Raw genomic sequence first — 26,593 nt, 5'->3', positions numbered from 1 at the left:
ATATGGCGAAGCCCGCAGGAAGTAAGTCTTGGGCAGCTCTACTGCTGCTTGTTCCCAGCCTGATCGTGATATTGGGTGTATTTGTACTGCCGATGCTGTACATGTTCGTAATTAGCATTCGTGAAGATGGAGGAACCGGTGCATTTACACTGGAGCAATATGCATTATTTTTTCAAGATCCATACTATGTAGAGGTGCTGTGGCGGACAATCAAGCTTAGTCTGTACACAGTTATCGTGTGCCTGCTACTTGGCTATCCCGTAGCCATGTATATGGCGCAGGCAACGCCCAAAATGCGGGGATTCATTACGTTTCTCATTATTTCTCCTCATCTTATTAGCGTCGTCATCCGGAATTTCGGCTGGGTGGTCATCTTAGGCGACGATGGCTTCATTAATAACACCCTTATCTCGCTAGGAGTAATTGAGAAACCGCTGCGTCTGTTGTACAACGAACTTGGCGTCGTTATCGGTCTTGCAGATTCATTAATTGTCTATATGGTACTTGCGATTGCAACGAGCCTATATGCAGTAGATGCTTCCCTGTATAAGGCCGCAGGGATACTAGGTGCTTCCCGTTCGCGGATGTTCTTCAGTGTGACGCTGCCGCTAAGCATGCCTGGCATATTTGCCGGCACGACGCTTGTGTTCAGCTTGGCGATGAGTGCCTTTGTCACGCCTGCACTTATGGGGGGGACATCTGTGAAGGTAATGCCGGTTATCGCCTACGAGAAGATGATGGCTGCCTATGATTGGTCGCTTGGCGCAGCGCTTGCCTTTTTGCTTCTTGGCTCGACGCTTGGCCTCGTGGCTCTATTTACACGATTGGTTGAGACGAAACGATATAAGGAGGTGTTCTCGTCATGATGAACGAATCGAAACGATTTCGAATTTCGCCGCTTGGCATCATTACGTTTCTCGTCGTTCTAATGGTCATATCGCCGCTCCTTATTATCGTGCCCACCTCATTTACTTCGACGGGGGTACTTCGCTTTCCACCAGAGGGCTTTTCGCTGCAGTGGTATGTGAAAATTTTTGACCGTCCAGAGTTCATTGAGTCATTTTGGGTAAGTGTGAAGCTGGCATCCATTACAGCTGTAATCGCGACAATCATTGGTACACTGGCTGCATTCGCACTGCACAAATATAAGCCCAAGGGGAGTGGAGCGATCAACGCGCTGCTCTTGTCCCCATTGACAGTACCTTCCTTGATTATAGGGATATCTGCACTTCTATTTTTTACGAGAATTGGACTTGCTGGTACCTTTACGGGGTTGCTGCTCTCTCATATCTTGATCTCGGTACCATACGTCGTACGGCTTGTGCTGACCGGGCTCAGTTCCTTCGATTATACATTGGAGCGGGCGGCGGCTATTCTAGGTGCGAATCCGATTCGCACGTTTTGGGACATTACCCTGCCAGTTATTCGGCCTGCTATTTTCTCAGGAATGGTGTTTGCGTTTCTGACGTCATTCGATAATGTCACGGTATCCTTATTCTTAATATCTCCATCAACGACAACACTTCCGATGGCTATCTTCAATTATATGCAGGAATCGTTAACACCGCTTGTCGCGTCTATTTCTTCCATCATGATATTGCTAAGTCTCGTATTTATCTTCATCTTAGAACGGGTGTACGGGTTGGATCGATTGTTCGGCTCCAATTCGCAATCCCATTAAGGCAGGTAAAGTAGATATGAAATTCATAGAGCAATTGGAACGGTGGCTGCCCGAAATGCTTGCCCTGCTGGAGCAGAGTGTGAATATGGATTCTCCATCAACGAATAAAGTGTTAACCGACCGGATGATAGATTGGTATGAGGATTGCTTCAAGAAGGAACTTGGTGCAGTAGTAGAACGAGTTCCGAATGATAGATATGGAGATAGGCTCGTCGTTCGTGTAGGCAGCGGTCCGAGGAACATATTGCTCGTGGGCCATGCGGATACTGTATGGCCTGCGGGAGAGACGAAGAGAAGGCCATTCCGCGTAGACAGCAAACGGGCTTACGGGCCTGGTGTATATGATATGAAGGCGAGCTTGATCCAAGCATTATTTGCGATAAAAATTCTACAATTTACAAACAGACTTCCCGAACAGCTATCAATTGTGTTATTAATTAATAGTGATGAAGAAATTGGAAGTCCAACTTCGCGACAATGGATTGAATTCTATGCGAGAGACTGCGAGGCGGCCTTCGTGCTAGAGCCACCGATGGAGCCTACTGGAGCATTGAAGACAGCTCGCAAGGGTAGTGGTCGATTCTATCTATCTGTTGAGGGACAAGCAGCACATGCGGGTGTCAATCCCGAATCGGGCGTATCTGCTGTCGAAGAGTTAGCACATCAAATTATTCAACTTCACCGTATGTCGGACCCAGAACGCGGCATACATGTGAACGTTGGTAAAATAAGCGGTGGAATTGGAGCCAATGTGGTAGCAGATTATGCCGAAGCAGACATTGATGTGCGCGTCCGGACGATGGAAGATTTCAATCAATTTGTAGAGAGGATTCATGGACTTGCTTCAATTCATCCCGATGTTCGTCTCCGATTGACTGGAGACATGAATCGTCCCCCTATGGAGCGGACAGATTCGATTGCGAAGCTGTATCAGATAGCTAGAGAAGCAGCGAAAGAACAATTGAACTTGGAGTTGGAGGAGACAAGCACGGGCGGTGTAAGCGACGGGAATTTCATAGCAGCATGTGGAGCACCAACGCTCGATGGATTAGGTGTGCGCGGAGATGGCGCACATTCACCGTCGGAATTTATTTGGCTGCATGAGCTGCCGCGTCGAACTGCATTGTTGGCTAGTATACTGGAACGTCTGTAACGTTAAGGAAGCAGTTGATTCAGGGGAGAGTGCAAGCCATGGCCAAGTCACTAGGTTCAAGCACGAATATTATTATTCGAATGGAAATTGACAAGCATGTATGTACATTTGCTCAGATTGCAGCAGCAATCGGCGAGAGCGGCGGGGATATTGTTGCGATAGACGTCATTCGCGGCACACCGGCATTTACAGTACGAGACGTTACGGTCAATGTGTATGATGGCAGTGTAGGTGATCGCATTGTACAGCGGTTGAAGCAGCTGAAGGGTGTTACGATCGTGAACGTCTCGGATCAGACATTCCTGATGCACCTCGGCGGCAAGATTGAAATGACCCCGAAAGTACCGATTCGTAACCGTGACGATCTGTCACGCGTGTATACGCCAGGTGTTGCCCGTGTATGTATGGCCATCCACGAAGATCCTAACCGCGCCTATACGTTGACGATTAAGCGGGATACGGTTGCCGTCATCTCGGATGGAACGGCAGTGCTGGGGCTTGGCAATATTGGAGCACTGGCAGCAATGCCAGTTATGGAAGGGAAGGCAATGCTGTTCAAGCAGTTTGCCAATGTAGATGCTTTCCCGATCTGTCTGGATACGCAGGACACGGAAGAAATCATACGAACGATTGAAGCGATTGCGCCGGCATTTGGCGGCATTAACTTGGAAGACATATCGGCACCGCGCTGCTTTGAAATTGAGCAGAGATTAAGCGAGAAATTGGATATTCCTATTTTCCACGATGATCAGCATGGTACATCTGTAGTCATGCTGGCGGGAATTCTCAATGCGTTGCGCATCGTTGGCAAGTCGATCGAGGATTGCAAGATTGTGCTGTGCGGCGTAGGTGCAGCCGGAATGGCATGCACGGAGATGCTGCTCACAGCAGGAGTTGTGAATATCATTGGTGTCGATCGTCAGGGTGCGCTAGTACGCGATACCGTGTATGAAAATGAAGCATGGAATCGGTACGCATCGAAGACAAATCCGAACTTAGAGAGCGGTTCTCTGAGTGATGTTATCCGAGGTGCGGATGTATTTATCGGCGTATCCGGGCCAGGTGTATTGAAGAGAGAGGATGTCATGACAATGGCTTCCGACCCAATCGTATTTGCTATGGCCAATCCGACTCCAGAAATCGATCCGGACGAAATCGAAGATATTGCTCGCATTATTGCAACAGGCCGTTCGGATTACCCGAACCAAATCAATAATGTTCTCTGTTTCCCAGGGCTGTTCCGCGGCGTGCTGGATTGCCGTGCGTCCAAGGTGACAGAACGTATGAAGCTGGCAGCGGCACATGCAATTGCTGAAGTTGTACCTGCCGATGAGCTGAATGAACTCTATATCATTCCGAGCGTCTTTAATGCACAAGTTGTGCCGAAGGTTCGTGATGCGGTCGTAGATGCGGCCTATGCGGATGGCGTGGCACGCAGACGTGATTACAGAGACGTGAACAAAGGGGTATAATCTACACGTTATGTACACGTTATTGACCGACGAATCACTACAAGAAGCTTATCAGGAAGCTGTTCGTATGCAATTGGAGGCTACATTTGTCGATATGCTTCTTGCTGAAATTGAATATCGTAGGAAGCGGATAAGTCTCGAGGCTTCCTGATGCACCTTGTTCTGCTTGCGTTTCATGCTTAGAAATACATTTGAAAACAATCATACATGACAGCCACTCTTTCAAACTACGATGTCTGAAGGGGTGGCTGTTTTATATGTAGGACAGCGATTATTTAAAAAGTAGAGAAAAACACAAAAAAATGAAATAAAATACTAGAAAATGCCATATTTATCAAACGTTATTATTGACGAGTTGGAATATGTAGGTACAATATGCCTATAACGCGTTACTTGGATCATGCTTTTAAGCTTTTGTGGTTTTATGCTTTTATGTGGTAAATCATTTTTGTTGAAATTGACCACTGCTAACAACATTAGTGTTGTGGTGAACCAAGAAAAAATGATAGTTTACAAGAATTTATGATGTGAAAGGGAGAATGGTCATGATGAAATCTCGTCTTCATCTTGTTATGGCTGCAATTATGTCGCTTCTGATGCTGTTTGCAGCTGCATGTGGGAATGGTGGATCTGCCAATAATGCCACTAGTGAAGGGAGCGGAGGAGCTAAGGGCTCTGCTGAAGGCAAGAAAGTCAAAATTGGCATTACCCAGATTGTCAATCATGCATCCCTCGATGAGGCCTATAAAGGCTTCGTTCAAGCATTAAAGGATAATGGTTATGTCGAAGGAGAGAACTTAGTACTGGATTATCAGAATGCTCAGGGTGATCAGACAAATGCAGCTACGATCGCGCAGAAATTCGCGACGGGCGGAGTGGATCTCATTTTAGGGATTGGCACATCGGTTTCTCAAGCTGCAGCGAAGGAGACGAAGGATATTCCTGTGCTGTTTACGGCGGTTACGGATCCTGTAGGAGCGGGTCTTGTGCAGAGCATGGAGAGCCCTGGCGGCAATGTGACGGGAACGACAGATCTGCATCCAGAAGCGATCTCCAAGTTGATGGAGTTCATTAAGGACAATGTCAAAGATATTGCATCAGTAGGCATCATCGCGAATGAAGGCGAGCAAAACACCGTAGTCAATGTCCAGAAAGCTGAGGAAGCTCTAACAAAGCTCGGGTTGTCGGTTGTCAAAGCCCCTGTAACGAATAGCTCGGAAGTGAAGCAAGCTGCGGAATCGCTTATTGGCAAGGTGCAGGCCATTTATGTTCCTTCTGATAATACAGTCGTAAGTGCGTTGAACTCGGTTATTGGTGTGGGCAATGACAATAAGATTCCGGTGTTCGTTGCAGAGAAAGACTCAGTAAAGAACGGCGGTGTTGCTTCCTTCGGCTTCGAATATTTCGATCTAGGTTATACGACCGGCAAGATGGCTGTTGAAATCCTCAAGGACGGCAAGAAACCGGCTGATGTTTCCGCTCGTATTCCTGAATCTCTCGATTTGGCGTTGAACCTGAAGGCTGCAGCTGCTCAAGGATTCGATGTATCGGATGCGATGAAGCAGCAGGTCAAGCCGGAGAACTTGTTCCAATAAAGACGGAATGCATTGCTTCGCTGCACATGCGGAAGACGAAAGAGAGCAGAATCATGCTTTACCGAACCGTTCTATGAGGCATTAATCGCGCATCAAGTGTAAGCAGGCAGCCGCACTACATACGGCCTGTACGATAACGGCTTGGCGACCGCGATCATAAGTGGTCGTTCGGGTTGATTTCGATACGGGCCGTTCGTTCATTTATACGAATCGAGGAAGGAGCGATGGCTCGTGGATGGATTTGGATTAGCGATGCTGAAATCGGCCGAGTTAGGTGTGTTATATGCTGTAATGGCGTTAGGGGTATACTTAACATTTCGCATACTTGATTTCCCGGATTTAACGGTAGACGGAAGCTTTACGACGGGTGCAGCGATCGCTGCATTATCAATAACTTCGGGCATATCGCCTTGGATTGGTACGCTGCTTGCATTTCTCGGTGGTGGAATTGCAGGCATGATTACGGGTCTTATTCATACGAAGGGGAAAATCAACGCACTTCTATCTGGCATATTGATGATGATTGCTTTGCATTCCATTAATTTGCGGATTATGGGCAAGGCCAATATTGGCCTGATGCAGAATGAAACGCTGCTGACGCCTCTATCGCATGGATTTACGCTGCTTTTGGTAATGGGAGCATTTGCGCTGCTTATTAAATTTGGTCTGGACTGGTTTTTGCGTACGGAAATTGGTTTGTCACTGCGCGCGACGGGGAACAACCCGCGGATGATTCGCAGCTTCGGTGTGCATACCGACAATACGATTATTCTTGGCGTCAGTCTCTCGAATGCACTTGTTGCTCTATCAGGCGCACTTGTTGCGCAATCCCAAGGGTTCGCGGATATCCAATCCGGGGTAGGCATGATTGTTGTGGGGCTGGCCTCTGTCATTATCGGTGAGGCGATATTTGGCCATCGCACGATCATGCGTGCTACGCTAGCTGTGGTGCTAGGTGCTGTTCTGTATCGGGTCATTATCGCAATTGCTTTGCGAATGCAAATGAATGCAACCGATTTGAAGCTGCTCACATCAATTATCGTTATTATTGCCTTAACGATACCGATGATTCGCAAGTCATGGAATCAACGTCGTGCAAGCAAGCTTCGTGCTATCCAGATGATTCAAAAGGGTGGTGAATAGAGATGCTGCATGTCAATCAAGTAAGTAAGTTTTTTAATGCGAATACGGCTGATGAGAAGATGGCATTGTCTCATATTCAACTGCATTTACAACCTGGCGACTTCGTTACGGTTATTGGCAGCAATGGTGCAGGCAAATCGACCCTAATGAATATTATTTCCGGAGTGATCGCGCCTGATGTAGGTAGCGTCTCGTTAGATGGTCATGAGGTAACATCCATGTCAGAACATCGCCGGAGTCGCTGGATCGGTCGTGTGTTCCAAGACCCGATGGCTGGAACGGCACCGGATATGACGATTGAGGAGAATATGTCCATTGCCCTGCGCCGTGCAACGAGACGGGGGCTGGGATTCGGTGTTACGCGCGCTCGCCGAACCTTGTTCAAAGAGGAATTGTCCAGACTTAAGCTTGGTTTGGAGAATCGCTTGAACGCTAAGGTGGGATTATTATCTGGCGGTGAGCGCCAAGCCTTAAGCTTATTGATGGCCACGTTCACGCAGCCTAGTATCTTGCTGCTTGATGAGCATACGGCAGCCCTTGATCCCGGCCGAGCTGAGCTTATTACTCGACTAACAGAAGAGATTGTGCGAGCATCAGCGCTTACTACACTCATGGTAACACACAACATGGAGCAGGCCATACGGCTAGGCAATCGCCTTATCATGATGGATAAGGGGAAAATCGTGCTTGATATTCCAGCGAAGTCGAAGCAGACATTAACGGTAGATTCCTTGCTTCGCGAGTTCGAGCGTGTTCGTGGGGAGAAATTCGTGGATGATCGGGTTGTGCTCGGAGGATAGTCCCAAGATATGTTTGAAGATACTTGAAGAAATCCTACAGGAATTAGATCGGCATAAGACGTTATAAATGTGAGGTAAGCGGGAAGTCTATAAGTGGAGGTGAGTAATATGCCGCATAACAAAGCGCAGCGAATTCATCAACAACAGAATCAGGCCAGCGTCATGGAGGAGCAGGTAACTCCGAAGCTAGGCAAGATTGCCCACCGGGCAGCAAGCTTGAACCAGATTCCGAAGCAGCAAGGCTAGACGGATACTCATTCATTATATGATGCCTGATGCCTCGTACTTCCGGAAGAAGGAATAAACTTGCGTGCAATGCTGACCTTCCCAACTCATGGATGACAGACGACAAAGCACAAGACAAAGGAGTGTAAACAAATGGCACATAAACAACAAGGACATTCCCGTCAAAATACGACGACGCGTACTTCAGATGCCAATAATGCAAAAGGCAAACACAAGTAACTGCAATAACAATTAAGCATGTATACAGGAATCATGTTGGCTTATCCTCGATATTGCAGTTATGAAGTATTGCCGTTCCTGTTGTCTAACGCCTTTCAAGGAGGATGCCAAATCGATGGATCATCTGAATCTGGAGAGCGACTACTCCTGCTCTCAGGCAAGTACCGATTTGCCGCAGCTTAAGGCAGAACTTGAATCGCTTCGTTCAAAGGCGATTGGAGGCATGTCTTATGATCTGGAGCAGGAACTCAATCGAGTAGAGAATCAAATCCACTTTATTAAAAATAAGTGTTCCCTGCGTTAATTGATTGTACGTTCAGAAAGAGCGTTCACCATGTCTGCTTATGCAGACGTAGTGAACGCTCTTCTTATTGATTATGATCGATTAGGTCGTAGGGACAGCAGAAGCCGAACTCGTGCCAAGCTTCGTACTGGATAAAACTGCTGCGGTATGCTCTATAGGTGCAGCGACTGAACCTTGCTGGAGCTGGTACATCTTATAGTAACGTCCTTGCAGTTCCATAAGCTCATCATGGGAGCCTTGTTCTACAATCTCACCACGATGGAGCACAAGAATCACATCCGCACTGCGAATCGTCGATAAGCGGTGGGCGATGATGAATGTGGTACGTCCACGCTTCAATACATCGAGTGCCTCTTGAATCAGAGCCTCTGTTTCCGTATCAATGTTCGCAGTTGCCTCATCCAAGATTAAGATGGAAGGCTGGAACGCTAGAGCACGGGCGAAGGAAATCAACTGACGCTGTCCGGCTGAGAGTGTGCTTCCCTTCTCGATAACGGTCTCATCAATACCGTTCGGAAGCTGCTTCAATATTCGATCTGCGCCGACGGCCTTCAAGGCGTCCTCCACCTGTTGGCGCGAAATGCGCGGATCGCCGAGACTGACATTACTGGCGATTGTTCCGGTGAAGAGGAACGGATCTTGCAGCACGATTCCCATATGCTCGCGAATCCATTGCTTCGGAACGCTCGTGATAGGCGTACCGTCAATGCGGATTTCCCCTTTTTGCGGGTCGTAGAAACGGAAGAGCAAGTTCATTATTGAGCTCTTTCCGGAACCAGTATGGCCGACGAGAGCAACCGTCTGTCCTGGCTTCGCCTCGAAATTGATGTTCTTCAAGACGTAATCTTCCTTATAAGCGAAGGAGACGCTGTCAAACTCAACATGCCCCTTATAGCGCGGCATGGAGCCTTCGTCGAGCTCTTCACCATATTCATCCATGAGCTCGAAGACGCGCCCAGCCGAGACGATGGATGAATCGAGATTGGCCAGTTGGTTCACCATTCCGATAATTGGATGGAACAAGCGGTTCAACAGATCGGTGAATGCATACAGCACGCCGAGCGTGATGATCCCGGAGCCGTTCAAGGAAGCGCCGGCGAAATACCAGAGCACAACCGCAAATGCGATGTTGCGCAGTACATTAACCAAGTTGTGCGAGGTGAATGCATTCAAGTTCAGCATCTTATTCTGGTACGTAAAGTACTCGTCGTTCATGGCATTGAATTCATCCATTGTGTGACGCTGACGGCGGAATGCACGAATGACAGGCATCCCTTGGATCGATTCGTTGATCATGGCGTTAATGGAGCTCAGTCGCGAACGAATGATCTTGTTGTAGCGAGTAGCGAACTTACGGTACAGAATAACCCACAATACGATAAGTGGCAGCACGAACATGCAGACGAGCGCCAACTTTACATCCAAGATGAACAGTGCGACATAAATACCGGATATCGTAATGATCCCAGATGTGAAATTCGCTAGTACGGAGACGAACAAGTCTTTCACTGCTTCGGTATCATTAGTTACACGTGAGACAACCTTCCCTGCGGGCAGGTTATCGAAGTACGGGATTGGCAGACGCTGCACATGGGCATAGACATCGCCGCGAAGTGTTCGAATAACTCGGTTCGCAGCCGTCTGTAAGCCAAGTGTCTTGCCGAAGCTCATGAAGATACTCACGACAAGCAATCCAAAATAGAGAGCCATCAACTTCACGATGCTTGCAATCTCCGGCTCGTAGAAATGCAATATCTCTTGCAGAGACATGACGATAGCAGGGGAGCTATAAGCCTTATCGCCCGTTCCGATCGTCAAGGTTCCATCCTTGAATATCCGATCACCCGTTGCTTGTTCAGGAATGTGTCCATTCACGAATAGGAATTGGGAGCCGACTTGCAGAATGCGTGCTTCGGCGCCTTTCTCCTCGCCAGGCTCAAAACGATCCTCGCGCTTTAAGGTACGTCCTTCGTATGTGATGGCACCCTCTGCTAGCGAATTAACTTCATAATAGGGCTTCTCAATCCCCAAGATATGCTTATCGATAATCGTCTTGGCGATGAATGGGCCGGACAGCTCTGCCGCCACGGCCAGCGCCAACATGAGTAGTGCAAGTATGAACGTACCTTTATATTTCAACGCATAGCGCCATAATCGTCTGCCTACATGACGAGGCGCTTCTTTTTGTTGTTCCATTTCCACGGTGTATTTCCTCCCTTCTTACAATCCAGACTCCAATTGCTGGCGGTCATACTGTTCCTTATACCAGCCGCCTTGCTGGAGCAGTTGCTCGTGCGTGCCTTGCTCGACGATGCGTCCGTCATCCATGACAATAATCATATCTGCATGCTCGATGGCAGACAGACGGTGTGTGGTAATGAGTGTCGTCTTGCCGGCACGCTGCTCACGAATATTCTTAATAATATTCGCTTCTGTCCGTGCATCTACCGCAGAGAGGGCATCATCCAAAATAAGCACTTCTGGGTCTTTAATGAAGGCACGTGCCAGAGATACACGCTGCTTCTGACCGCCAGACAGCGCCACACCTTTCTCACCAACGATCGTGTCGATACCGTTGACCAGGGTTGGAAGGTCATGTGTGAAGGAGGCCGTATCGATGGCATTCATCACATCTTGTTCCGTACCATGTTCTGAACCGTGTAGAATATTTTCTTTCACGGTCTTTGAGAATAGAATTTGCTCCTGCGGCACATAACCGATCCAGCTGTGGAGTTGATCCATTGGAATTTGATCGAGCGGCACATCATTAATTAAGAACTGACCATTTCCAATCGGGTATTCCCGCAGCAATTGTTTAATGAACGTTGACTTGCCGCTGCCGGTACGCCCGACAATGCCCAACGTCTGACCTTTGCGCAGCGTAAGTGAAATGTCCTCCAGATTAGGCACCGTCGACGATGGATACTGGAATTTGTAATGCTTCCAAGTAAAAGTCGCTGGAACATCGACTTCCTTCGGTTGCGCTGCATCCTGTACATCTGGGGTGTAATGAAGAACTTCGTTTACCCGATCCATTGCGGCATTCCCGCGCTGCATAACATTGATAAGTTCTCCTATGGCAAACATTGGCCAGATCATAAATCCAAGGTACATATTGAATGTCAGCAATTCACCTAGTGTCATCTCATTATGAATAATCAGATAAGCACCGAATCCAAGCCCGATCATATAGCTAAGTCCGATAAACAAGCGAATAACCGGATCGAACAACGCGTCAATTTTGGCAACAGCGACATTCTTCTCATACACGTCCTGTACGATGTTGCGGAAGTGCTGTTCATCTGATTTCTCTTGTACATAGGCGCGAAGTACGCGCACACCGCCAACTGATTCGAGCACCTGATCATTCATTTTGCCGAACGCATCCTGTGCAATGGTGTAGCGCTCATGAATCTTCTTGCCGAATATCTTCATTGCGATGGCGATGAAGGGCAGCGGGAGCAGCACCGCAAGTGTCAGCTTCCACTGCATAATAAGCATTGCGACAAGCACGGTCGCGAGAAATGCAGTCGAGTCGGTTAAGGTAAGCATGCCGAAGCCAGTTGTCATGGCAACGGAACGCAGGTCATTCGTTGATCGAGCCATTAAGTCGCCTGTACGATTCTTCTCGAAGAACGGAGGCGTCATCTTCAAGAACTGGCGCATCAGCTTGGAGCGCAGCTTGCGCTCCACAAGGTTGGCTCCGCCGAAGATTTGATACATCCATACATACGTAATTCCATAAATGATAACCATGGAACCGAGAATGTAAAATAGGTACTTCGTAAGAGATTGCCACGTGATCGCACCTGTTACGATCTCATCGATAGCATTACCAAGCAGTCGGGGAGGCAGAAGTTCAAGTATGCCTACTGCGATGAGCAGGGTTACCCCGATTAAGTATCTCGTTTTGTGTTCTTTAAAGAACCAGCCGAGCTTTCCTAGTACGGAAAACATACATTCACATCCTTTGTCATTTGTTGCAGATTGATCGTCAGACAATAAAAAAAGGGCATACCGTTCGTAAACGATATCCCTTGTTGAATAAGGTCATATGTACGAGCGGTGAGCGCCCGTTGTCCAATCCTGATTCCACGATCCGAAATCCATCATGGCACTTGATTGGCGATTACCCAATCAGTACCTCATGATCTATCGAAATGGATTCATTCTTCCGTTCGATCTAATGGTTAGAAACCAGTCAGATCGCTCGGTTCAGCAGGGCTCCACTGATATGAAATTGCTTGTGCTGCGTTATCAATGTGTTGATTTAGCAATTGTACTGTCAACATGGAGTTTACCTGCCTTTCTGCATCAATTTAGTTGGACGATTCATTGTTATCGTCCTGTCTGCTTGTTGATTCTAGCACTGTGGATGAAATATTGTCAATCATTTTGTTGCACAAATTTAACATTTGACGTGCCTAATCCCATCGATCATATATGCTGCTGAACTGCTAATATGCGGCAGCTAAAACAGCTGCTATGCGAGAAAAATAGCCCTAATAGGTGATTTGCCGTATATCAGGAATCATCGTATGATGAAGATGATTCGAGGTCATCGTTATGATTTCCCGAGCAGCAATGACAATATGCCTGCTGCAATGAGAGGGCCGACCGGAACACCGCGGAACAAGGCCACGCCAAGGACGGTGCCTACGAGCAGACCAGCGACCACAGTTGGAGATTGAGTCATTAATTGGGCACCACGGCCTCCCAAATACGCAACGAGGATTCCGACGGCGATAGCTAACAGCGACTTCCAATTCATGAAGGATTGCGCGATCGTATCGATGGACATCTTGCCGCTTGCAATCGGTGCCATGACTCCGATCGTCAAGATAATGATGCCAACGGTTAGTCCGTACTTCTCAATCCAAGGGAATAGGCTCTGCATGTTCGTCACGCGGAGCAGCAGAAGAACGACCATTGCGATCGTAACGGTAGAATTGCCGCTTACAATGCCGAGTCCTGCAAATCCGAGCAGGATGAGGGATGAAATATCTAGTTGTGACATGGTATGTATCTCCTTTCACATTCGTTGACAAGAATAGCATATTTCCTACGTATTGAAAATAAAACAGAGCGGGGTGCTGTATCGATGAGCAACACAGTAATCATCACAGGGTTTGACCCATTCGGCAATGAAACGATTAATCCTTCTTGGGAGGCAGTTAAGCTGTTTCATGGTCGCAGTATCGGACGTTACGACGTTCATGCCATCCAGCTTCCAACCTCATTCGAGCGGGCGGGAACCGTGCTGGCGGAAGTAATGGAGCAAGTGAAGCCGGAAGCCGTGATCTGTGTCGGTCAAGCCGGAGGCAGACCGGATATTACGCTGGAACGTGTAGCCATTAATTTGAAGGATGCACGCATACCTGATAATGATGGGGCGCAGCCAACTGATGGAGCCATTGTCGAGAATGGGCCAGTTGCCTATTGGGCCCGTATGCCTTTGAAGGCAATTCGCGCGGCTGTACAAGAAGAGGGCATCCCATGCTCGATTTCCTATACAGCGGGAACGTTCGTGTGTAATGCGATATTTTACCAGCTGATGCACCTTCTTAATGAGCAGCAAGATCCAAATTATAAGCGTGGCGGATTTATTCATATCCCTTTTTTGCCCGTACAGGCAGCTCGTTATTCCAACATGCCGAGTATGTCGCAGGATGATGTGGTGAAGGCGCTTGAAACGGTCATTCTTCACTTAGATGATGCGGAGAATGCAAATGAAAGTGCAGGGACGTTACATGGGGCCTAAGTTTAGGATATAATAGTACTTTTCGATACAGATCCTAAGAGGATTCGAATCGGCCAGCAGGCAGAAAGGAGTTGCAAGGTGAACGAACAACCATCCATGAGGGATGAGGAAGAATTATATCTAACAAGCGTGCTTCGCTTAATGGATCGCCAGATCGCTGCATTAGAAGCGACCGCTGAGGAACGTCAAGCAGAAATTGTGGAGATGAAGCGCCAATTCTGGGACGAGGTATCGGTCGATAATGACGAGATGTTCGAGACGTATGTGAGCATCATGCAGCAGGCGAAGGACTTGGCAAGTCACGAACGCGTACAGAAGCATGCAGCCAAATGGCTGAACAAGCTGCGCAAGCATATTCAGGCGCCTTACTTCGGGCGCGTTGACTTTATAGAAGATGGAGACATGGAGATACTACCAGTCTATATCGGGCTCATGTCCGTGTCGGATGAAGAGAGCGGAGAACATCTTGTTTACGATTGGCGTACGCCGATAGCCGGGTTGTTCTATGATTATGCGCCAGGTCCGGTGCAATATCGGACTCCAGCAGGAGTTATTGAAGGAGAGATGACGCTCAAGCGTCAGTTCCTTATTCGAAATGGCCGCTTGGAGGCTGTCTTCGATACCGGTATTCAGATCGGCGACGACATGCTGAAGGAGATGCTGAAGCGGAGCGCTGACACGAAGATGAAGAGTATCGTCAGCACGATACAGCGCGAGCAGAATGCGATTATCCGGGATGACCTGCATGATGTGCTTATTGTGCAGGGAGCGGCAGGAAGCGGCAAGACGTCAGCAGCTATGCAGCGAATTGCGTACCTGCTGTACAAATATCGCAGCAGCATGCGCTCCGAGCAAATTATCTTATTCTCACCGAATGATCTATTCAATGATTACGTGTCCAGCATATTGCCTGAGCTTGGTGAGGAGAATATGACGCAGACGACGTTCCAATCTTATATCGAGCATCGCCTCGTCACCGAGCGTAATATTGAGGACATTTATGACCAGACGGAACGCCTCATGCAGGGCATGGAACGCTGGACAGCTTCTAGAGGGGCAAGAGTCGAAGCGGCTGCGGCAAGATGGAAAGCTTCGGCGGGTTATCAGCAGATCCTCGATCGCTATATTGAATCCTTGCAGCGGGAAGGCATGCGCTTCATTCGCTTCGGAACGCCGAAGCGGACGATTATTAGCACCGAACAGCTTGCGGAGCAATTCTATGGCCAGCTTGCGGATTGGTCATTGCCTGCTCGGATGGACAAGCTGAGAGATTGGCTGCTGGAACAGCTTCGTGCTTGGGCAGTGAAGGAACAGAAGCGTGTCTATCGCAAGCTGCAGCAGCAGCCGAATTATTTAGGGACGGAAGAAGAGCTTCGCGACTTGAGCCGCAAGCAGGTGAACAAGTGGTTGAAGCGGTTCCGCAAGCAGGCGAAGGAGCTTCGCTTCGTCGATTGGGAAGAGATGTATTGTGACTGCATGCGCAAGCTTGAGCATTGGGCACGTCAGACGGATGGTATCGCGAGCGGCAATGAAACCATTGACGTGGAGACAATACGGGCAATTGGCCAGCGGGCAGTAAAGCAGTTCGAATCGGGGATGATTCCGTTTGAAGATGCTTCCCCATTGCTGTATTTGATTGAAAGTGTAGAAGGATTCGACACCTTCAACCATATTCGTCATGTAGTGATCGATGAGGCGCAGGACTATTCGCCATTCCAATATGCGCTGCTGACACGGTTATTCCCACGCAGCCGCTTCACGATATTGGGCGATTGGAATCAAGCGATCTACGAATCGAATCGTATGGGGTCGGCGTCCGCGCTGCAAGCTGTATTCTCAGAGAAGAAGTCCGGTGTTATTACGCTACGCAAGAGCTATCGCTCCACCCGAAATATTATGGAGCTCGCGAGCAGTGTGCTGCCAAATGGCGAGAAGGTAGAGCCTTTCAGTAGAGAGGGTGAAGAGCCTATTCTCATTCGCTGCGAGGACGAGGAGGAGCAGCTGGATCAAGCTAGTAAGCAGCTATCGGCATGGACTGAGGCAGGGGAGCTTGCTTCCATCGCAATTATTACGAAGGATGAAGCGACAGCGGCGCAGGTTCACGAACGCTTGCAGCACAGCTTCCCGCAATTGAAGCGGGTATCGAAGCATACGAAGCAGTTCGTATCTGGACTATGGGTTGTCCCATCCTACTTGGCGAAGGGTCTTGAATTCGATGGAGTTATTGTATTTGACGCGCAAGAGCAGGCTTATGGGAATGAAGCAGATCGCAAGCTGTTCTACACGGTGTGTACGCGAGCGATGCATCGCCTTGCCTTGTTGGCAGTTGGATCAGTGACACCGTTCCTTGATTCATGGAACCAAGGAAGAAGCTAACGGATAACAACTTATATGTACGCAATTGAAGAAGCGCCATGTGACATTGAATCGGGAATCCGATCCTTGCCACAGGCGCTTTTTTTAAATGGATGATAGTATCGTGTATTCGCTATTACGATGCGCATAATCATCTGTGATGGCTTGGATATCACGGTACGATGCTTCCGCTCTATCTATCAGACAAGGACTGCCCATAATGTGGGGTCTATTTCTTCATATCCTCAATCGATTGAATATTAACATAAGAAGGGACGACGAGACCGATTTTGGTACCGTTCAAATTCGGGCCAAGATCGTCCACATTATTTTGGAAGCGCTCATAATAGTCCTTATGGGTAGTAGGCAGCCAAGCTGCTACAATTGCGTCAACGTCGCCATTGGCAACACCTGTCCACATTGGGCCAGCCTCTACCTGAATCAGATCGACCTTATACCCGACTTCATTTTCTAATACGGAAGCAATGATATTTGTACTCGCTATTTCGGAATCCCAAGCCACATATCCAAGCTTGAGCTTCTTCCCCTCAACCTTATCGACTCCGCTCGTCCAGGCCTGGACTTTGTCTGTATTCGCTTCGATCCAAGCCTTAGCTGCATCCTTCGGCTCCTGACCATCATGAATGTCCACCATTACCTTGGCCATGTCTGCAGCCGTCCATTCGAATCTATCCAATGTCTTGTACGCACTTGGCTCATCTTCCTTCAATCCGTTGCGAGCAATCGTATGAATCTCTTCATCGCCGCCGTAGATTCCCTTTGGATCCTCTAAGTATTTCAATTCATACTTCGCGAACATCCAATGTGGCGTCCAACCCGTAATAATGATAGGCTCCTGCTTCTTGATCGCTTTATCGAGAGCGGCAGTCATCGCCGCCCCGGAGCCTTCGATCAACTTCCAATCGGTCAGATCATATTCCTTAAGAGCTGCTTCTGTTGATTGCATAATGCCTGCACCGGCATCAATTCCGATAATCTTATAATCAACCTGCTTCCCGATGCTGTCACCTGTTGAACTCGCGGTTCCATCATTGCCAGCCGTGCTGCTTGATGAGTCAGTGCATCCGGCCAAAGTCCAGCCTAACATAGCAACAAGTCCAACCAGCACCCAATACTTTGTACGACGCTGTTTCATTTCCATCACGCTCCTTGTTTATTCGTTCTCCGTTTTTTCAGCCATTGTTGAGAGAAACGATCCAAGATGATGGCTAACAGTACAACAGACAGTCCTGCCTCGAATCCCTTGCCGATTTTAAGCATGGTGACAGCCCGATAGACTTCGGTGCCAATCCCTTGTGCCCCGATCATGGATGCGATCACGACCATGGATAGCGTTAGCATGATGGTCTGATTCACGCCGGCCATTAGTGTCGGCATGGCTACGGGAAGCTGTACCTTCCATAAGGTCTGCATGGATGTAGAGCCGAACGCCGAAGCTGCTTCGATCATATCGTGCGGCACTTGACGTATGCCGAGTTCCGTTAGACGAATGGTAGGAGGAACGGCAAAAATAATAGAGGCGATCACGCCAGGAACGATTCCTAGGCCGAATAGAAATACGGCGGGAAGCAGGTAGACAAATGCCGGCATCGTCTGCATGAAGTCCAGTATTGGCTTGACAATTCGGGACAATCGGTCTATTTTTCCACAAGCGATGCCTAGCGGGACGCCGATGATGATTGATAGGATTGTGGCGACAATTACGAGTGCAAGTGTATTCATTGTGGGTTCCCAGTATCCAAGCCAGTCAATGATAAAGAGCCCGATAAGCGTAAGCAGCGATAGTGACCACCGGCCGATGACAAAGGCAAGCAGTGCGGCCATGAAGATGAACACATAAGACGGCGGCAGCAAAAAGAGATCCGAGATGCCCTCAACGATTCGCTCAATCCATTTGGAGAGCAGTCGGAACCATCCATCTGCGTTCGTGCTTAGCCAATTGACGGCGTGCTCGACCCAATCACCGATTCTCAGCTGCATCGATTGTCACTCCTTCCGTAGAGCGACTGCTGTTGTCAGCGTTAGCTAAGGGCTCTAGGCGTTCGAGTCCTAATGAGGCAGTTGGCATAGATTTCGTAGAATCATCCATCTCATCCGCTGAGTCAATTAGATTGCCTGCCAGCGCTCCGAGTACGGCACCGCGTACGATTGCGCCCATTAGCTTGCCATCCGGATCGACAACAGCAATAGGAAGCTTCGCTTCGCCAGATAGAGCGAGCAGTTCATGAAGAACAATAGAGGGAGGTACGATGGGAACGTCGATGTGCATGACTTGTTGCAAGGATAGGCCTGTGCGTGCTGCCTCGCTAGCCTGTTCGGCTGTAACGACTCCTTGAAGGGACTTATCCTTTCCGACGACGAACAGTGTGGAAATACCGATATCCCTCATTAATTGCAGTGCCACTCGCGGCCCGCGATCTAAGGATATCGTCTCTGGCCTGCGCATAATATGCGAGGCGGTAAGGACTTTGGATAAGTCTACGCCTTCAACGAATCGCTCTACATATTCGTCAGCTGGCTGCATCAACATTTGCTCAGGGGTTCCAATCTGAATAAGCTTGCCGTCTTTCAGCAAGGCGATGCGATCGCCGATGCGCAGCGCTTCATCCAAGTCATGGGTAATGAAAATGATGGTTTTGTGCATTTTCTGCTGCAGGGCAAGCAGTTCATCCTGCATGTCGCGGCGGATTAACGGATCTAGTGCACTGAATGCTTCATCCATAAGGAGGATATCTGGATTATTAGCTAAGGCACGTGCCAATCCAACTCGCTGCTGCATGCCGCCGCTCAGTTCTTCCGGGTATTTGTCTTCCCAGCCACCTAGACCGACGAGCTCTAGCGCTTCAGTCGCCTTGCGGTAGCGATGTTCCTTGGAGAGACCTTGTATTTCGAGGCCATAAGCGGCATTGTCAAGCACAGTACGATGGGGGAAAAGTGCGAACTTCTGAAATACCATCCCAATTGTCCTTCGCCTCACCTCTCGCAAATCGCCTGCATTCAGTCTCGAAATATTGCGATCCTTCAGCCAGATTTCACCTGAGGTTGGCTCAATGAGTCGGTTTAGCATGCGCACGAGTGTGGATTTGCCACTGCCGGACAAGCCCATAATAACGAAGATTTCTCCTTTTTCCACGGCAAAGGATACCTGGTTCACAGCTACGGTCGCTTGTTTTTCTGTGGCGAGCCGCTCTCTTGACCACCCTTGTTGCAGTAGAGTGAGTGCTTTTTGTTCGTGCTGTCCAAATATTTTAGTCACTTGGTTGACCTTGATCATGGACAATCCTGTCACCTCTCTTGCGTATGGAATTGAGCGTTGTTTACGCTATATCCATTTTAACCCTTGGAAAAAACAGAGAACAACCATGAAAACAGTTTGTAAGATACGTTCAGAAAAAACTTTATAAACTTATTCTTTCGAATTCTCCAATATGCTAAATATTGCTATCCCATTTGCTTCTTTACAATTTGTTCCTATTCTCTTACAATGTTCGTGGAACATAGAGAATGAGCTTTTACAGCAATGTTCGACAAATATATATAGGGCGGTTTCGAATCGGTCTGCCATTGCTGCAGGGATAGGATTCGGCACAGGAGGAATGACTCATGACTACGTTCGCACAGTTGACACAGGAGCAGAAGAGCGCCGTGGAGAAGGCTCGCAATCGTGTCATTGAAGCGATCGGACAAAATATGGACTTGTACGGCATGACCCATTCTACTGGGCATTTGTACGGCCTGCTGTTCTTCAGTGATCATCCGATGACGTTGGATGACATGAAGCAGGAGATGGAGATGAGCAAGACAAGCATGAGTACGGGCGTGCGCACACTTGTAGACATGAAGATGGTGCATAAAGTGTGGGAGAAGGGGACGCGCAAGGATTTATATGAGGCAGAACAGGACTGGCATCAGACATTTGCTGATTACTTCGGTCTGAAATGGAGAAAAGCTGTAGAGATGAACTTGTCTGCGATTCGGCGTTCAGTCAAAGAGCTGGAGCTGCTGCGCGGCAGCTCGGAGGATGAACAGCTTGCAGCAGTCATTGCGAAGGATATCGCCAAGATGGAGCAGGCGGAAGCGTATTATGGATGGCTTAATCAATTGATAGATGCGTTTGAATCCGGTGATATCTTTACGTATATCCCGAAGCACGAGCGATAGTCGTCCGTTTAGATATGAATCTGGGAAAGAGCGGTGGAGAGTGGTGCATCGCTCTTTTTTGCTTCCGAATTTTCCCTAATCATTGTCTCTTCTACCTAAATGCTATATTATATATATTAAATTAATAATTAAGGATGATCTAAATGAGCTATGATTCTCGATCGCCGCTATATTTGCAAGTTCAGCGATATATTGAGGATATGATTCATACGAAACAATTGAAGACGAATGACCGAATTCCGACAGAGAAGGAACTGATGGAGCAGTTCCAAGTTAGCCGCATTACAGTTGTGAATGCGCTTGCAGCTCTTGTGAAGGAAGGGTTGATTTATCGAGTCCCCGGAAGAGGCAGCTTCGTAGCGGAGCCGAAATCAATTGGCTCCAGCTCGGTACGTGATGAGCAAGCTGGAGGTACAGAAGGATTGGATGTCAATGGAGCAGGCTCTGGAAATCAGGAACGAAGAAGAAATGTAGTCGGATTCATGATGCCAACATTAGATGATTATTTTGCGATGCGGCTTATTAATTCGATTCAGCAGACGTTGAACGAGCGTGGATACTCTCTAATCGTGGCCTTTAGCGGAGGCTCGAAGGAGCGGGAAGAGCAGCAAATTCGGGAGATGCTGGACATGGGCATATCAGGCTTGCTGTTATTCCCTGTGGATGAAGATATCTACAATGAAGAAATATTGTCATTGAAGGTAAATGGTTTCCCATTCGTGCTTATCGATCGATATTTGCCTGGAGTGGACACCCATTATGTATGCTCGGACAACCGCAAAGGCGCGGAGATGGCGGTAGCTCATTTATGGGAACTCGGTCACCGGAATATTGCGATCTGCACAGATGCGTTCCGAGATTGTGTGAGTGTGCAGGATCGCATAGCAGGGTATATGAATGAATATCAGAGACGGGGGGCCATGATCAATCCGGCACTCATTCTAACTGATTTTACGCTTCCTGTCGGAGAGGAAGCCGATGATTCTGTACTTGCTCGGTATATGAAGAGTGAGATGGCCACTGCGTATATTGCGCTGCATGGCAAGCTTGGTATGCGCATGCATCAGATCGCGAAGCGGGCGGGACTGAGAGTGCCAGAGGATATCTCGATCGTGACGTTTGATGATCCAGAGCACTTGGAGGAGCGAGAGACATTCTTTAGTCATATTTATCAGAATGAAGCACAGATTGGACGCCGTGCCGCTACGATATTAGCGGATATTATGGAGCGTTCCGACCAGGAAGGGCAAGCCGGCAAAGAAGCGTACCACAAGGTTATCCTCGAGCCTCAATTCGTAAATAGACGTTCAACTGGCCCATGCCAGAGCGAACAATAAACTTCTGCATCAACCTACACAAAACCGCCAATCTCTGCGGCAAGCGGAGATTGGCGGCTTCATCAATCGGGTAAATCCTACATAGTGCGTGATCAAAAGCGGACTTTGTGAACAACCTCTACTTACGAGCTATACATGAATTTGGACTAAGGTCAGTACGGAGAAGAAGTGAGCAACGGAACCTGCTAGCACAAATAGATGCCATATCATATGATGGAAGGGGAAACCTCTCCATACGTAGAATATAGTGCCTAGTGTATATAGGATACCGCCAATGATCAGCATCGTCAGTCCGAAGGATGGCATAGCCTCTGTCAATGGATGCCACGCCCACACGATCAACCACCCCATAGCAATATAGAGCAGCGTGGACATGAAGAGGAATCGCTTCGTGAAGAAGGCTTTGAATACAACGCCTCCGACAGCAATGGTCCATACGATGGCGAACAGTGTCCAGCCGATAAGCTTAGGCAATGCGATTAAGACAAGCGGTGTATAAGTGCCTGCGATGAATAAATAGATGGATGCGTGATCGAAGGTCTCGAACAAGTCCTTTACTTTTCCTTCAGGGAAGCTGTGCACCAATGTCGACGAGGTATACAAGAGAAGCATCGATATCCCATAAATCGTAAAGCTGACGACATGAATGGGTTGTCCATACAATGAGGCGAATACGATAAGCAGCGTCAGGGCAGCTATGCTCATAACGACTCCAATGCCATGCGTAATCGCGTTAGCGATTTCTTCGCCGCGCGAATAGGTGTGAGTGTTAGCCATACGGCGGCACCTTCCTTTCTGTGGGATCCGTCCAATCGGATCTGCTTACTCATATTGTATCGAAGCAGGGAAGAAGCTGCAAATGTTCAATGGCACTTTTCGAAAAGATAACAAATTCGAGGAGATGAGGAGATACAAAAAGATTAGATGTTGTTAAATAGCAACAGCGCCGTCATCTACCCGTTTCCGGCATAGGCTTCGGCGCTGCTCTGCTTTCTTATTCGGCACGACTTGTGTATACGGCTTCCGTGTCCAGCTTCCCCGCAGTAAGCTCGGGTCTAAATGTCCTGCGCGCTCTGACTTGCGGCGCTTGTTGGATGTCTTACTCATAATATCCCTCCTAAATGTTCATCTCACACAGCATAACTGCTGCCAATGGAAAAATCAATAACCGTGAGTCCTAAGTAAGGATCAAAAATGGCACTTCCTTGCCTTATATGGACAGTACGACGATAAAGGAGCTGTATGAAAATGATTATTCGGACGAGGAAAGATGAAATCGTATGCATTGCACAGCACGACCATGGATATCTATCCGGCGAAATCGCTTCGAAGTTCCGCACGGAATTGCTTGGTACTTGTGACAGATATAAGGATGCCGTATATGCTGCCTACGAGCATGATTGCAGCTGGATCGGACTTGACGATACACCAATTTGGAATGACGCACAACAGGAGCCGTATACATTCATGGATTATCCGATGGCCTTAAAGCTTGTGTTCTATCGTAAGGGGCTGGACGATATCGAGACAGCCAATCCATATGCCAGCCTATTGTGCAGCAAGCATTTCGCCTCTTTCTTTCATGTAGAAGAGCAGCAGGACGTAATCGAATTTCTCCAGCATGAACGGCAGCGTCAACAGCGAATTAGGGAACAAGTTGTGGATTTGTCGGATTCGACGATAGCCAATCATTTTCGAATGCTTCAATTTTGCGATGATCTGTCCCTGTATGTGTGCTTGAATGAGCCAGGAGTACAAAAAGCAGAAGAGTTCCCTTGGTACCAGGACGGCTTCGAGCGCACAGAGCCTTTTAATATGGAATCAGGTGAGCAATTGCAAGCCGAGTGGCTGGATGACAGGACGATTCGGGTAACTCCAACTCCATTTACGGAACCGTTTACCGCCGTGTTATCTTATAAAGTTGTAGCCAAGGAGCAAATACACAAGTCAGGGATTGCCAGCGCCTATAAGGAGGCTGAACGGAGAGAGCAGGTCATTCATGTCACATAAATTTTTTTCATAAAGGGAATGAAGGGATTAGCGAGGGGAATGTCGTCTTATGAAGCGGCGTATGGATAACGAAATAGGGGTAACATTGGGAAAGTAAAGGGAGGTAGAGGAGTTTGAATAGTAGAAGTATTAAGGCGCTCTCATTAATCGGCTTCGGTATTTTGCTGATGCTGGTTACATGGAGCGGATGGGGCGCTGAGAAGTTTGCAACTGCGGGGAGCATATTCGGTTATTTTTGGCCAACATTGTTTGTCATCCCACTCGGTTTGTTTTTTCATTTTATGTTCTTCTTTGTTACCAAGGGGCGCGCAGCGGGGCTGCTTATACCTGGCGGGATCTTGATCGTTAGCGGTGTGGTATGTCAAATCGGGATGCTGTTCGATGCATTCGGTACGGTATGGCCTGGATTTCCGCTTGCGGTGGCCTTCGGATTATTTGAATTTTATATCATGGGGAACCGTAATAAATGGCTCTTGATTCCGATATGTATTCTGACCTGTGTTTCGCTTTTGTTCTTTGCCGTCTTTTCATTAAGCGCGTTTGCAAGCTCTTCCCTAATCGGGATTACATTAGCAGCGCTCCTTATTGTGGGTGGATCAGCGATGCTGTGGAAAAAACCGGAGATTTCGGATTTTTAAGCCTATACATACGGAATTTTTTGAGCAAAAGGAATAGGGATTATTGCTCTAAATACGGGATAGCGGTGTACGCTGACGATCTGATGATCGCGGTGTCACCGCTTTATTTTTTGACCAGTCAACAAATTTATACAAGCTTGCATAAGTGCTCAATCGACCTTGAATGGCCTGTACCTTTCAGGTTTTTTTGTTTTCACGGCATGGGATATAACATAAATCACACATTTCATATAAAAATTTGTCCAAATATTGACATTAGTTATGACGGCATGATAATATAACGTTAAAATAACGCACCATAGAAAAAACGTATTACAAATGCTCGATTATGTTGAGCAACTCAACGATTTCGAAATGAAAAAACTCCAGCATTTAGCACGGATCTGTGCATCTACGCGATCTTTACAACGCATACATACGCGACATCTCCACATCTAAGCCATCAGGCAGCAGCGCTCAGCCACGAGGGCAAGCGCATTCACGTTTATCCTTCCAGATGAAACACAGCAACAGACTAGGAACGAATTTTCTGCGAAGCAGCAGAGCGAATCCCTAACATGTCTTGATACCACTAGAGAGCCTTGAAAGCCTTATATCTAAACAACTCGCCAATACGCTTTTTATCTAATTATTATATTGAAAGCGCAATCAATACCAATTATTGTTGCAAAGGAGCGAGGTTGGATGAAACTGTTATTCCCGATTTTTATGGTTTGCTCACTGTTGCTGACAGCATGTGGGAACTCAGACGAACCGAAGGACATGGGTAAGGATGCAGACGGCAAAAAGATGATCAAAATCGGCATTGCGCAGTTCGCGGATCATCCTTCGCTGGATGGGGCGAGAGAAGGCTTTTTGCAGGCGCTGAAGGACGCTGGGTACGAGGACAATGTTAATTTGCAAGTTGATTTCCACAATGCGCAGGGGGATATGAACAACAATCTCACGATCGCTCAAAAGCTGGTGGGCGATAAAAATGACCTCATTTTGGCAATCGCTACACCGACCGCACAGGCGGTTGTGAAGGCGACGAAAGACATTCCCGTGCTGTTCACGGCTGTGACGGATCCGGTTGCATCGAAGCTGGTCAACAGTCTTGAAAAGCCAGGAGGCAATGTGACAGGCACGCGCGACACGAATCCAGACTCGATCAAGAAGACGATGGAGACGATGAAGAAGTTTTTCCCTGAGGCCCGCAAGGTAGGCGTTATCTACAATTCCGGGGAGCAGAACTCTGTTGTCAACATCGCCAATGTGAAGCAGGTGCTGCAGGAAGGCGGATTGGAGACGGTCGAGGCCACCGTGACGAACAGTTCGGAGGTGAAGCAGGCTGCCGATTCGCTGGTAGGCCGCGCGGACATCATCTATCTCCCGTCTGATAATACGGTCATTTCGGCGCTAAGCTCAGTCGTTTCGGTCGCTAATGACAAGGACATTCCGCTCTTCTGCGAGAGCAGTGAATCGGTTGGGGAAGGCGCGTTCGCATCAATCGGATTCAAATATTATGATCTCGGCTACGCGACAGGTGAGATGGCTGTGAAGGTTCTGAAGGGCACATCGCCGGCAGATATCCCCGTTGAGGTCTCCAAGAAGTTGGATCTGATGATTAACCCGAAGGCGGCGGAGGCGCAAGGAATCAAATTGACGGAAGAGATGACACAAGGCGCAATCCTGATAGAGAAATAAGTCGTTCCAAA

At 48.1% G+C, this 26,593-nt stretch carries 25 protein-coding genes; 17 read left to right on the top strand and 8 right to left on the bottom strand.

Features of this window, described 5'->3' with window-relative positions:
* The first annotated feature begins 2 nt into the window (after positions 1–2).
* From BLS15_RS11390 to BLS15_RS11350, 10 genes are all read left to right on the top strand, one after another.
* A complete protein-coding gene (locus tag BLS15_RS11390) occupies positions 3–866 on the top strand; it encodes an ABC transporter permease (RefSeq protein WP_021256970.1) in 864 nt (287 codons plus the stop codon).
* A complete protein-coding gene (locus tag BLS15_RS11385) occupies positions 863–1,681 on the top strand; it encodes an ABC transporter permease (protein WP_021256969.1) in 819 nt (272 codons plus the stop codon). The genes BLS15_RS11390 and BLS15_RS11385 overlap by 4 nt, the downstream gene beginning before the upstream one ends.
* Before the next feature lie 16 nt (positions 1,682–1,697).
* The gene (locus BLS15_RS11380; RefSeq protein ID WP_021256968.1) at positions 1,698–2,834 is read left to right on the top strand and encodes a M20 family metallopeptidase; all 1,137 of its coding nucleotides are present in this window, start codon (positions 1,698–1,700) and stop codon (positions 2,832–2,834) included.
* Positions 2,835–2,872: 38 nt separating this feature from the next.
* Complete coding sequence (locus BLS15_RS11375; RefSeq protein WP_021256967.1) at positions 2,873–4,306, top strand: NAD-dependent malic enzyme; 1,434 nt, start codon at positions 2,873–2,875, stop codon at positions 4,304–4,306.
* 10 nt (positions 4,307–4,316) lie between these two features.
* Positions 4,317–4,457 (top strand): sporulation histidine kinase inhibitor Sda, encoded by a 141-nt coding sequence (sda, locus tag BLS15_RS29805; RefSeq protein WP_081677094.1) that lies wholly within the window; start codon positions 4,317–4,319, stop codon positions 4,455–4,457.
* Between the two features lie 394 nt (positions 4,458–4,851).
* Complete coding sequence (locus BLS15_RS11365) at positions 4,852–5,901, top strand: ABC transporter substrate-binding protein (protein ID WP_321163099.1); 1,050 nt, start codon at positions 4,852–4,854, stop codon at positions 5,899–5,901.
* A gap of 231 nt (positions 5,902–6,132) precedes the next feature.
* Positions 6,133–7,044: an ABC transporter permease gene (locus BLS15_RS11360; RefSeq protein ID WP_090511471.1), complete on the top strand. Its 912-nt coding sequence runs from the start codon at positions 6,133–6,135 to the stop codon at positions 7,042–7,044.
* Between the two features lie 2 nt (positions 7,045–7,046).
* Positions 7,047–7,844 (top strand): ABC transporter ATP-binding protein, encoded by a 798-nt coding sequence (locus tag BLS15_RS11355; protein ID WP_028531370.1) that lies wholly within the window; start codon positions 7,047–7,049, stop codon positions 7,842–7,844.
* Positions 7,845–7,952: 108 nt separating this feature from the next.
* Positions 7,953–8,090: a hypothetical protein gene (locus tag BLS15_RS28955; RefSeq protein WP_162833952.1), complete on the top strand. Its 138-nt coding sequence runs from the start codon at positions 7,953–7,955 to the stop codon at positions 8,088–8,090.
* Between the two features lie 334 nt (positions 8,091–8,424).
* Entirely contained in the window at positions 8,425–8,613 is a 189-nt protein-coding gene (locus tag BLS15_RS11350) for a hypothetical protein (RefSeq protein WP_021256963.1), read from the top strand.
* An 81-nt stretch (positions 8,614–8,694) separates the two neighbouring features.
* On the opposite strand, the gene BLS15_RS11345 is transcribed toward BLS15_RS11350, so the two are convergent.
* From BLS15_RS11345 to BLS15_RS11335, 3 genes are all read right to left on the bottom strand, one after another.
* On the bottom strand, positions 8,695–10,809 hold the full coding sequence (locus BLS15_RS11345) for an ABC transporter ATP-binding protein (protein ID WP_090511632.1): 2,115 nt from the start codon (positions 10,807–10,809) through the stop codon (positions 8,695–8,697).
* 24 nt (positions 10,810–10,833) lie between these two features.
* Positions 10,834–12,570 carry an ABC transporter ATP-binding protein gene (locus BLS15_RS11340; RefSeq protein WP_028531369.1) on the bottom strand — a complete coding sequence of 579 codons (1,737 nt, stop codon included), beginning with the start codon at positions 12,568–12,570 and terminating at the stop codon, positions 10,834–10,836.
* A 607-nt stretch (positions 12,571–13,177) separates the two neighbouring features.
* Entirely contained in the window at positions 13,178–13,630 is a 453-nt protein-coding gene (locus BLS15_RS11335; RefSeq protein ID WP_021260612.1) for a DUF441 domain-containing protein, read from the bottom strand.
* A gap of 84 nt (positions 13,631–13,714) precedes the next feature.
* Here BLS15_RS11335 and pcp point away from each other — a divergent pair, with 84 nt between their 5' ends.
* Positions 13,715–14,374, top strand: a complete 660-nt coding sequence (gene pcp, locus BLS15_RS11330) for a pyroglutamyl-peptidase I (RefSeq protein ID WP_028531368.1) — start codon at positions 13,715–13,717, stop codon at positions 14,372–14,374.
* Between the two features lie 78 nt (positions 14,375–14,452).
* Positions 14,453–16,750, top strand: coding sequence for an RNA polymerase recycling motor HelD (helD, locus tag BLS15_RS11325; protein ID WP_090511467.1), 2,298 nt, complete (start codon positions 14,453–14,455; stop codon positions 16,748–16,750).
* A gap of 208 nt (positions 16,751–16,958) precedes the next feature.
* On the opposite strand, the gene BLS15_RS11320 is transcribed toward helD, so the two are convergent.
* From BLS15_RS11320 to BLS15_RS11310, 3 genes are read right to left on the bottom strand one after another with little or no spacing between them, the layout of a single operon-like run.
* Positions 16,959–17,885 carry a glycine betaine ABC transporter substrate-binding protein gene (locus BLS15_RS11320; protein WP_028531366.1) on the bottom strand — a complete coding sequence of 309 codons (927 nt, stop codon included), beginning with the start codon at positions 17,883–17,885 and terminating at the stop codon, positions 16,959–16,961.
* A gap of 5 nt (positions 17,886–17,890) precedes the next feature.
* Positions 17,891–18,730, bottom strand: coding sequence for an ABC transporter permease (locus tag BLS15_RS11315; protein ID WP_028531365.1), 840 nt, complete (start codon positions 18,728–18,730; stop codon positions 17,891–17,893).
* Positions 18,711–20,030 (bottom strand): quaternary amine ABC transporter ATP-binding protein, encoded by a 1,320-nt coding sequence (locus BLS15_RS11310; protein WP_081819795.1) that lies wholly within the window; start codon positions 20,028–20,030, stop codon positions 18,711–18,713. Before BLS15_RS11310 ends, BLS15_RS11315 begins: the two co-directional genes overlap by 20 nt.
* A 323-nt stretch (positions 20,031–20,353) precedes the next feature.
* On the opposite strand from BLS15_RS11310, the gene BLS15_RS11305 reads away from it, so the two are divergent.
* Entirely contained in the window at positions 20,354–20,911 is a 558-nt protein-coding gene (locus BLS15_RS11305) for a GbsR/MarR family transcriptional regulator (RefSeq protein WP_021256954.1), read from the top strand.
* Positions 20,912–21,054: 143 nt separating this feature from the next.
* Positions 21,055–22,248: a GntR family transcriptional regulator gene (locus tag BLS15_RS11300; protein ID WP_028531363.1), complete on the top strand. Its 1,194-nt coding sequence runs from the start codon at positions 21,055–21,057 to the stop codon at positions 22,246–22,248.
* Between the two features lie 129 nt (positions 22,249–22,377).
* Here the strand turns inward: BLS15_RS11300 and BLS15_RS11295 are convergent, their stop codons facing one another.
* Both BLS15_RS11295 and BLS15_RS28950 read right to left on the bottom strand, forming a co-directional pair.
* Positions 22,378–23,025, bottom strand: coding sequence for a PAQR family membrane homeostasis protein TrhA (locus tag BLS15_RS11295; protein WP_021256952.1), 648 nt, complete (start codon positions 23,023–23,025; stop codon positions 22,378–22,380).
* A gap of 153 nt (positions 23,026–23,178) precedes the next feature.
* Positions 23,179–23,355 carry a hypothetical protein gene (locus BLS15_RS28950; protein WP_021256951.1) on the bottom strand — a complete coding sequence of 59 codons (177 nt, stop codon included), beginning with the start codon at positions 23,353–23,355 and terminating at the stop codon, positions 23,179–23,181.
* A gap of 141 nt (positions 23,356–23,496) precedes the next feature.
* Here BLS15_RS28950 and BLS15_RS11290 point away from each other — a divergent pair, with 141 nt between their 5' ends.
* The 3 genes from BLS15_RS11290 (at position 23,497) to BLS15_RS11280 (ending at position 26,582) form a co-directional block, all read left to right on the top strand.
* A complete protein-coding gene (locus BLS15_RS11290) occupies positions 23,497–24,258 on the top strand; it encodes a DUF3891 family protein (RefSeq protein ID WP_028531362.1) in 762 nt (253 codons plus the stop codon).
* Positions 24,259–24,371: 113 nt separating this feature from the next.
* The gene (locus BLS15_RS11285; RefSeq protein WP_065291960.1) at positions 24,372–24,896 is read left to right on the top strand and encodes a hypothetical protein; all 525 of its coding nucleotides are present in this window, start codon (positions 24,372–24,374) and stop codon (positions 24,894–24,896) included.
* Between the two features lie 684 nt (positions 24,897–25,580).
* Positions 25,581–26,582: an ABC transporter substrate-binding protein gene (locus BLS15_RS11280; protein WP_090511464.1), complete on the top strand. Its 1,002-nt coding sequence runs from the start codon at positions 25,581–25,583 to the stop codon at positions 26,580–26,582.
* Positions 26,583–26,593 lie beyond the last annotated feature (11 nt).

Source organism: Paenibacillus sp. cl6col (genome assembly GCF_900102125.1).
Taxonomy (GTDB): Bacteria; Bacillota; Bacilli; order Paenibacillales; family Paenibacillaceae; genus Paenibacillus_B; species Paenibacillus_B suaedae.
This window is presented reverse-complemented; position numbering and strand designations above follow the sequence as displayed.

Excerpts from the sequence above, each read along its gene's own strand:
- BLS15_RS11385 (WP_021256969.1), top strand. The coding sequence starts at position 863 with ATGATGAACGAATCGAAACGATTTCGAATTTCGCCGCTTGGCATCATT.
- BLS15_RS11295 (WP_021256952.1), bottom strand. The coding sequence starts at position 23,025 with ATGGCTAACACTCACACCTATTCGCGCGGCGAAGAAATCGCTAACGCG.
- BLS15_RS11355 (WP_028531370.1), top strand. The coding sequence starts at position 7,047 with ATGCTGCATGTCAATCAAGTAAGTAAGTTTTTTAATGCGAATACGGCT.
- BLS15_RS11335 (WP_021260612.1), bottom strand. The coding sequence starts at position 13,630 with ATGTCACAACTAGATATTTCATCCCTCATCCTGCTCGGATTTGCAGGA.
- BLS15_RS11350 (WP_021256963.1), top strand. The coding sequence starts at position 8,425 with ATGGATCATCTGAATCTGGAGAGCGACTACTCCTGCTCTCAGGCAAGT.
- BLS15_RS11300 (WP_028531363.1), top strand. The coding sequence starts at position 21,055 with ATGAGCTATGATTCTCGATCGCCGCTATATTTGCAAGTTCAGCGATAT.
- BLS15_RS11365 (WP_321163099.1), top strand. The coding sequence starts at position 4,852 with ATGATGAAATCTCGTCTTCATCTTGTTATGGCTGCAATTATGTCGCTT.
- BLS15_RS11290 (WP_028531362.1), top strand. The coding sequence starts at position 23,497 with ATGATTATTCGGACGAGGAAAGATGAAATCGTATGCATTGCACAGCAC.
- BLS15_RS28955 (WP_162833952.1), top strand. The coding sequence starts at position 7,953 with ATGCCGCATAACAAAGCGCAGCGAATTCATCAACAACAGAATCAGGCC.
- sda (WP_081677094.1), top strand. The coding sequence starts at position 4,317 with ATGTACACGTTATTGACCGACGAATCACTACAAGAAGCTTATCAGGAA.
- BLS15_RS11345 (WP_090511632.1), bottom strand. The coding sequence starts at position 10,809 with ATGGAACAACAAAAAGAAGCGCCTCGTCATGTAGGCAGACGATTATGG.
- BLS15_RS11390 (WP_021256970.1), top strand. The coding sequence starts at position 3 with ATGGCGAAGCCCGCAGGAAGTAAGTCTTGGGCAGCTCTACTGCTGCTT.
- pcp (WP_028531368.1), top strand. The coding sequence starts at position 13,715 with ATGAGCAACACAGTAATCATCACAGGGTTTGACCCATTCGGCAATGAA.
- BLS15_RS11315 (WP_028531365.1), bottom strand. The coding sequence starts at position 18,730 with ATGCAGCTGAGAATCGGTGATTGGGTCGAGCACGCCGTCAATTGGCTA.
- BLS15_RS28950 (WP_021256951.1), bottom strand. The coding sequence starts at position 23,355 with ATGAGTAAGACATCCAACAAGCGCCGCAAGTCAGAGCGCGCAGGACAT.
- BLS15_RS11380 (WP_021256968.1), top strand. The coding sequence starts at position 1,698 with ATGAAATTCATAGAGCAATTGGAACGGTGGCTGCCCGAAATGCTTGCC.
- BLS15_RS11320 (WP_028531366.1), bottom strand. The coding sequence starts at position 17,885 with ATGAAACAGCGTCGTACAAAGTATTGGGTGCTGGTTGGACTTGTTGCT.
- BLS15_RS11340 (WP_028531369.1), bottom strand. The coding sequence starts at position 12,570 with ATGTTTTCCGTACTAGGAAAGCTCGGCTGGTTCTTTAAAGAACACAAA.
- BLS15_RS11375 (WP_021256967.1), top strand. The coding sequence starts at position 2,873 with ATGGCCAAGTCACTAGGTTCAAGCACGAATATTATTATTCGAATGGAA.
- BLS15_RS11305 (WP_021256954.1), top strand. The coding sequence starts at position 20,354 with ATGACTACGTTCGCACAGTTGACACAGGAGCAGAAGAGCGCCGTGGAG.
- BLS15_RS11280 (WP_090511464.1), top strand. The coding sequence starts at position 25,581 with ATGAAACTGTTATTCCCGATTTTTATGGTTTGCTCACTGTTGCTGACA.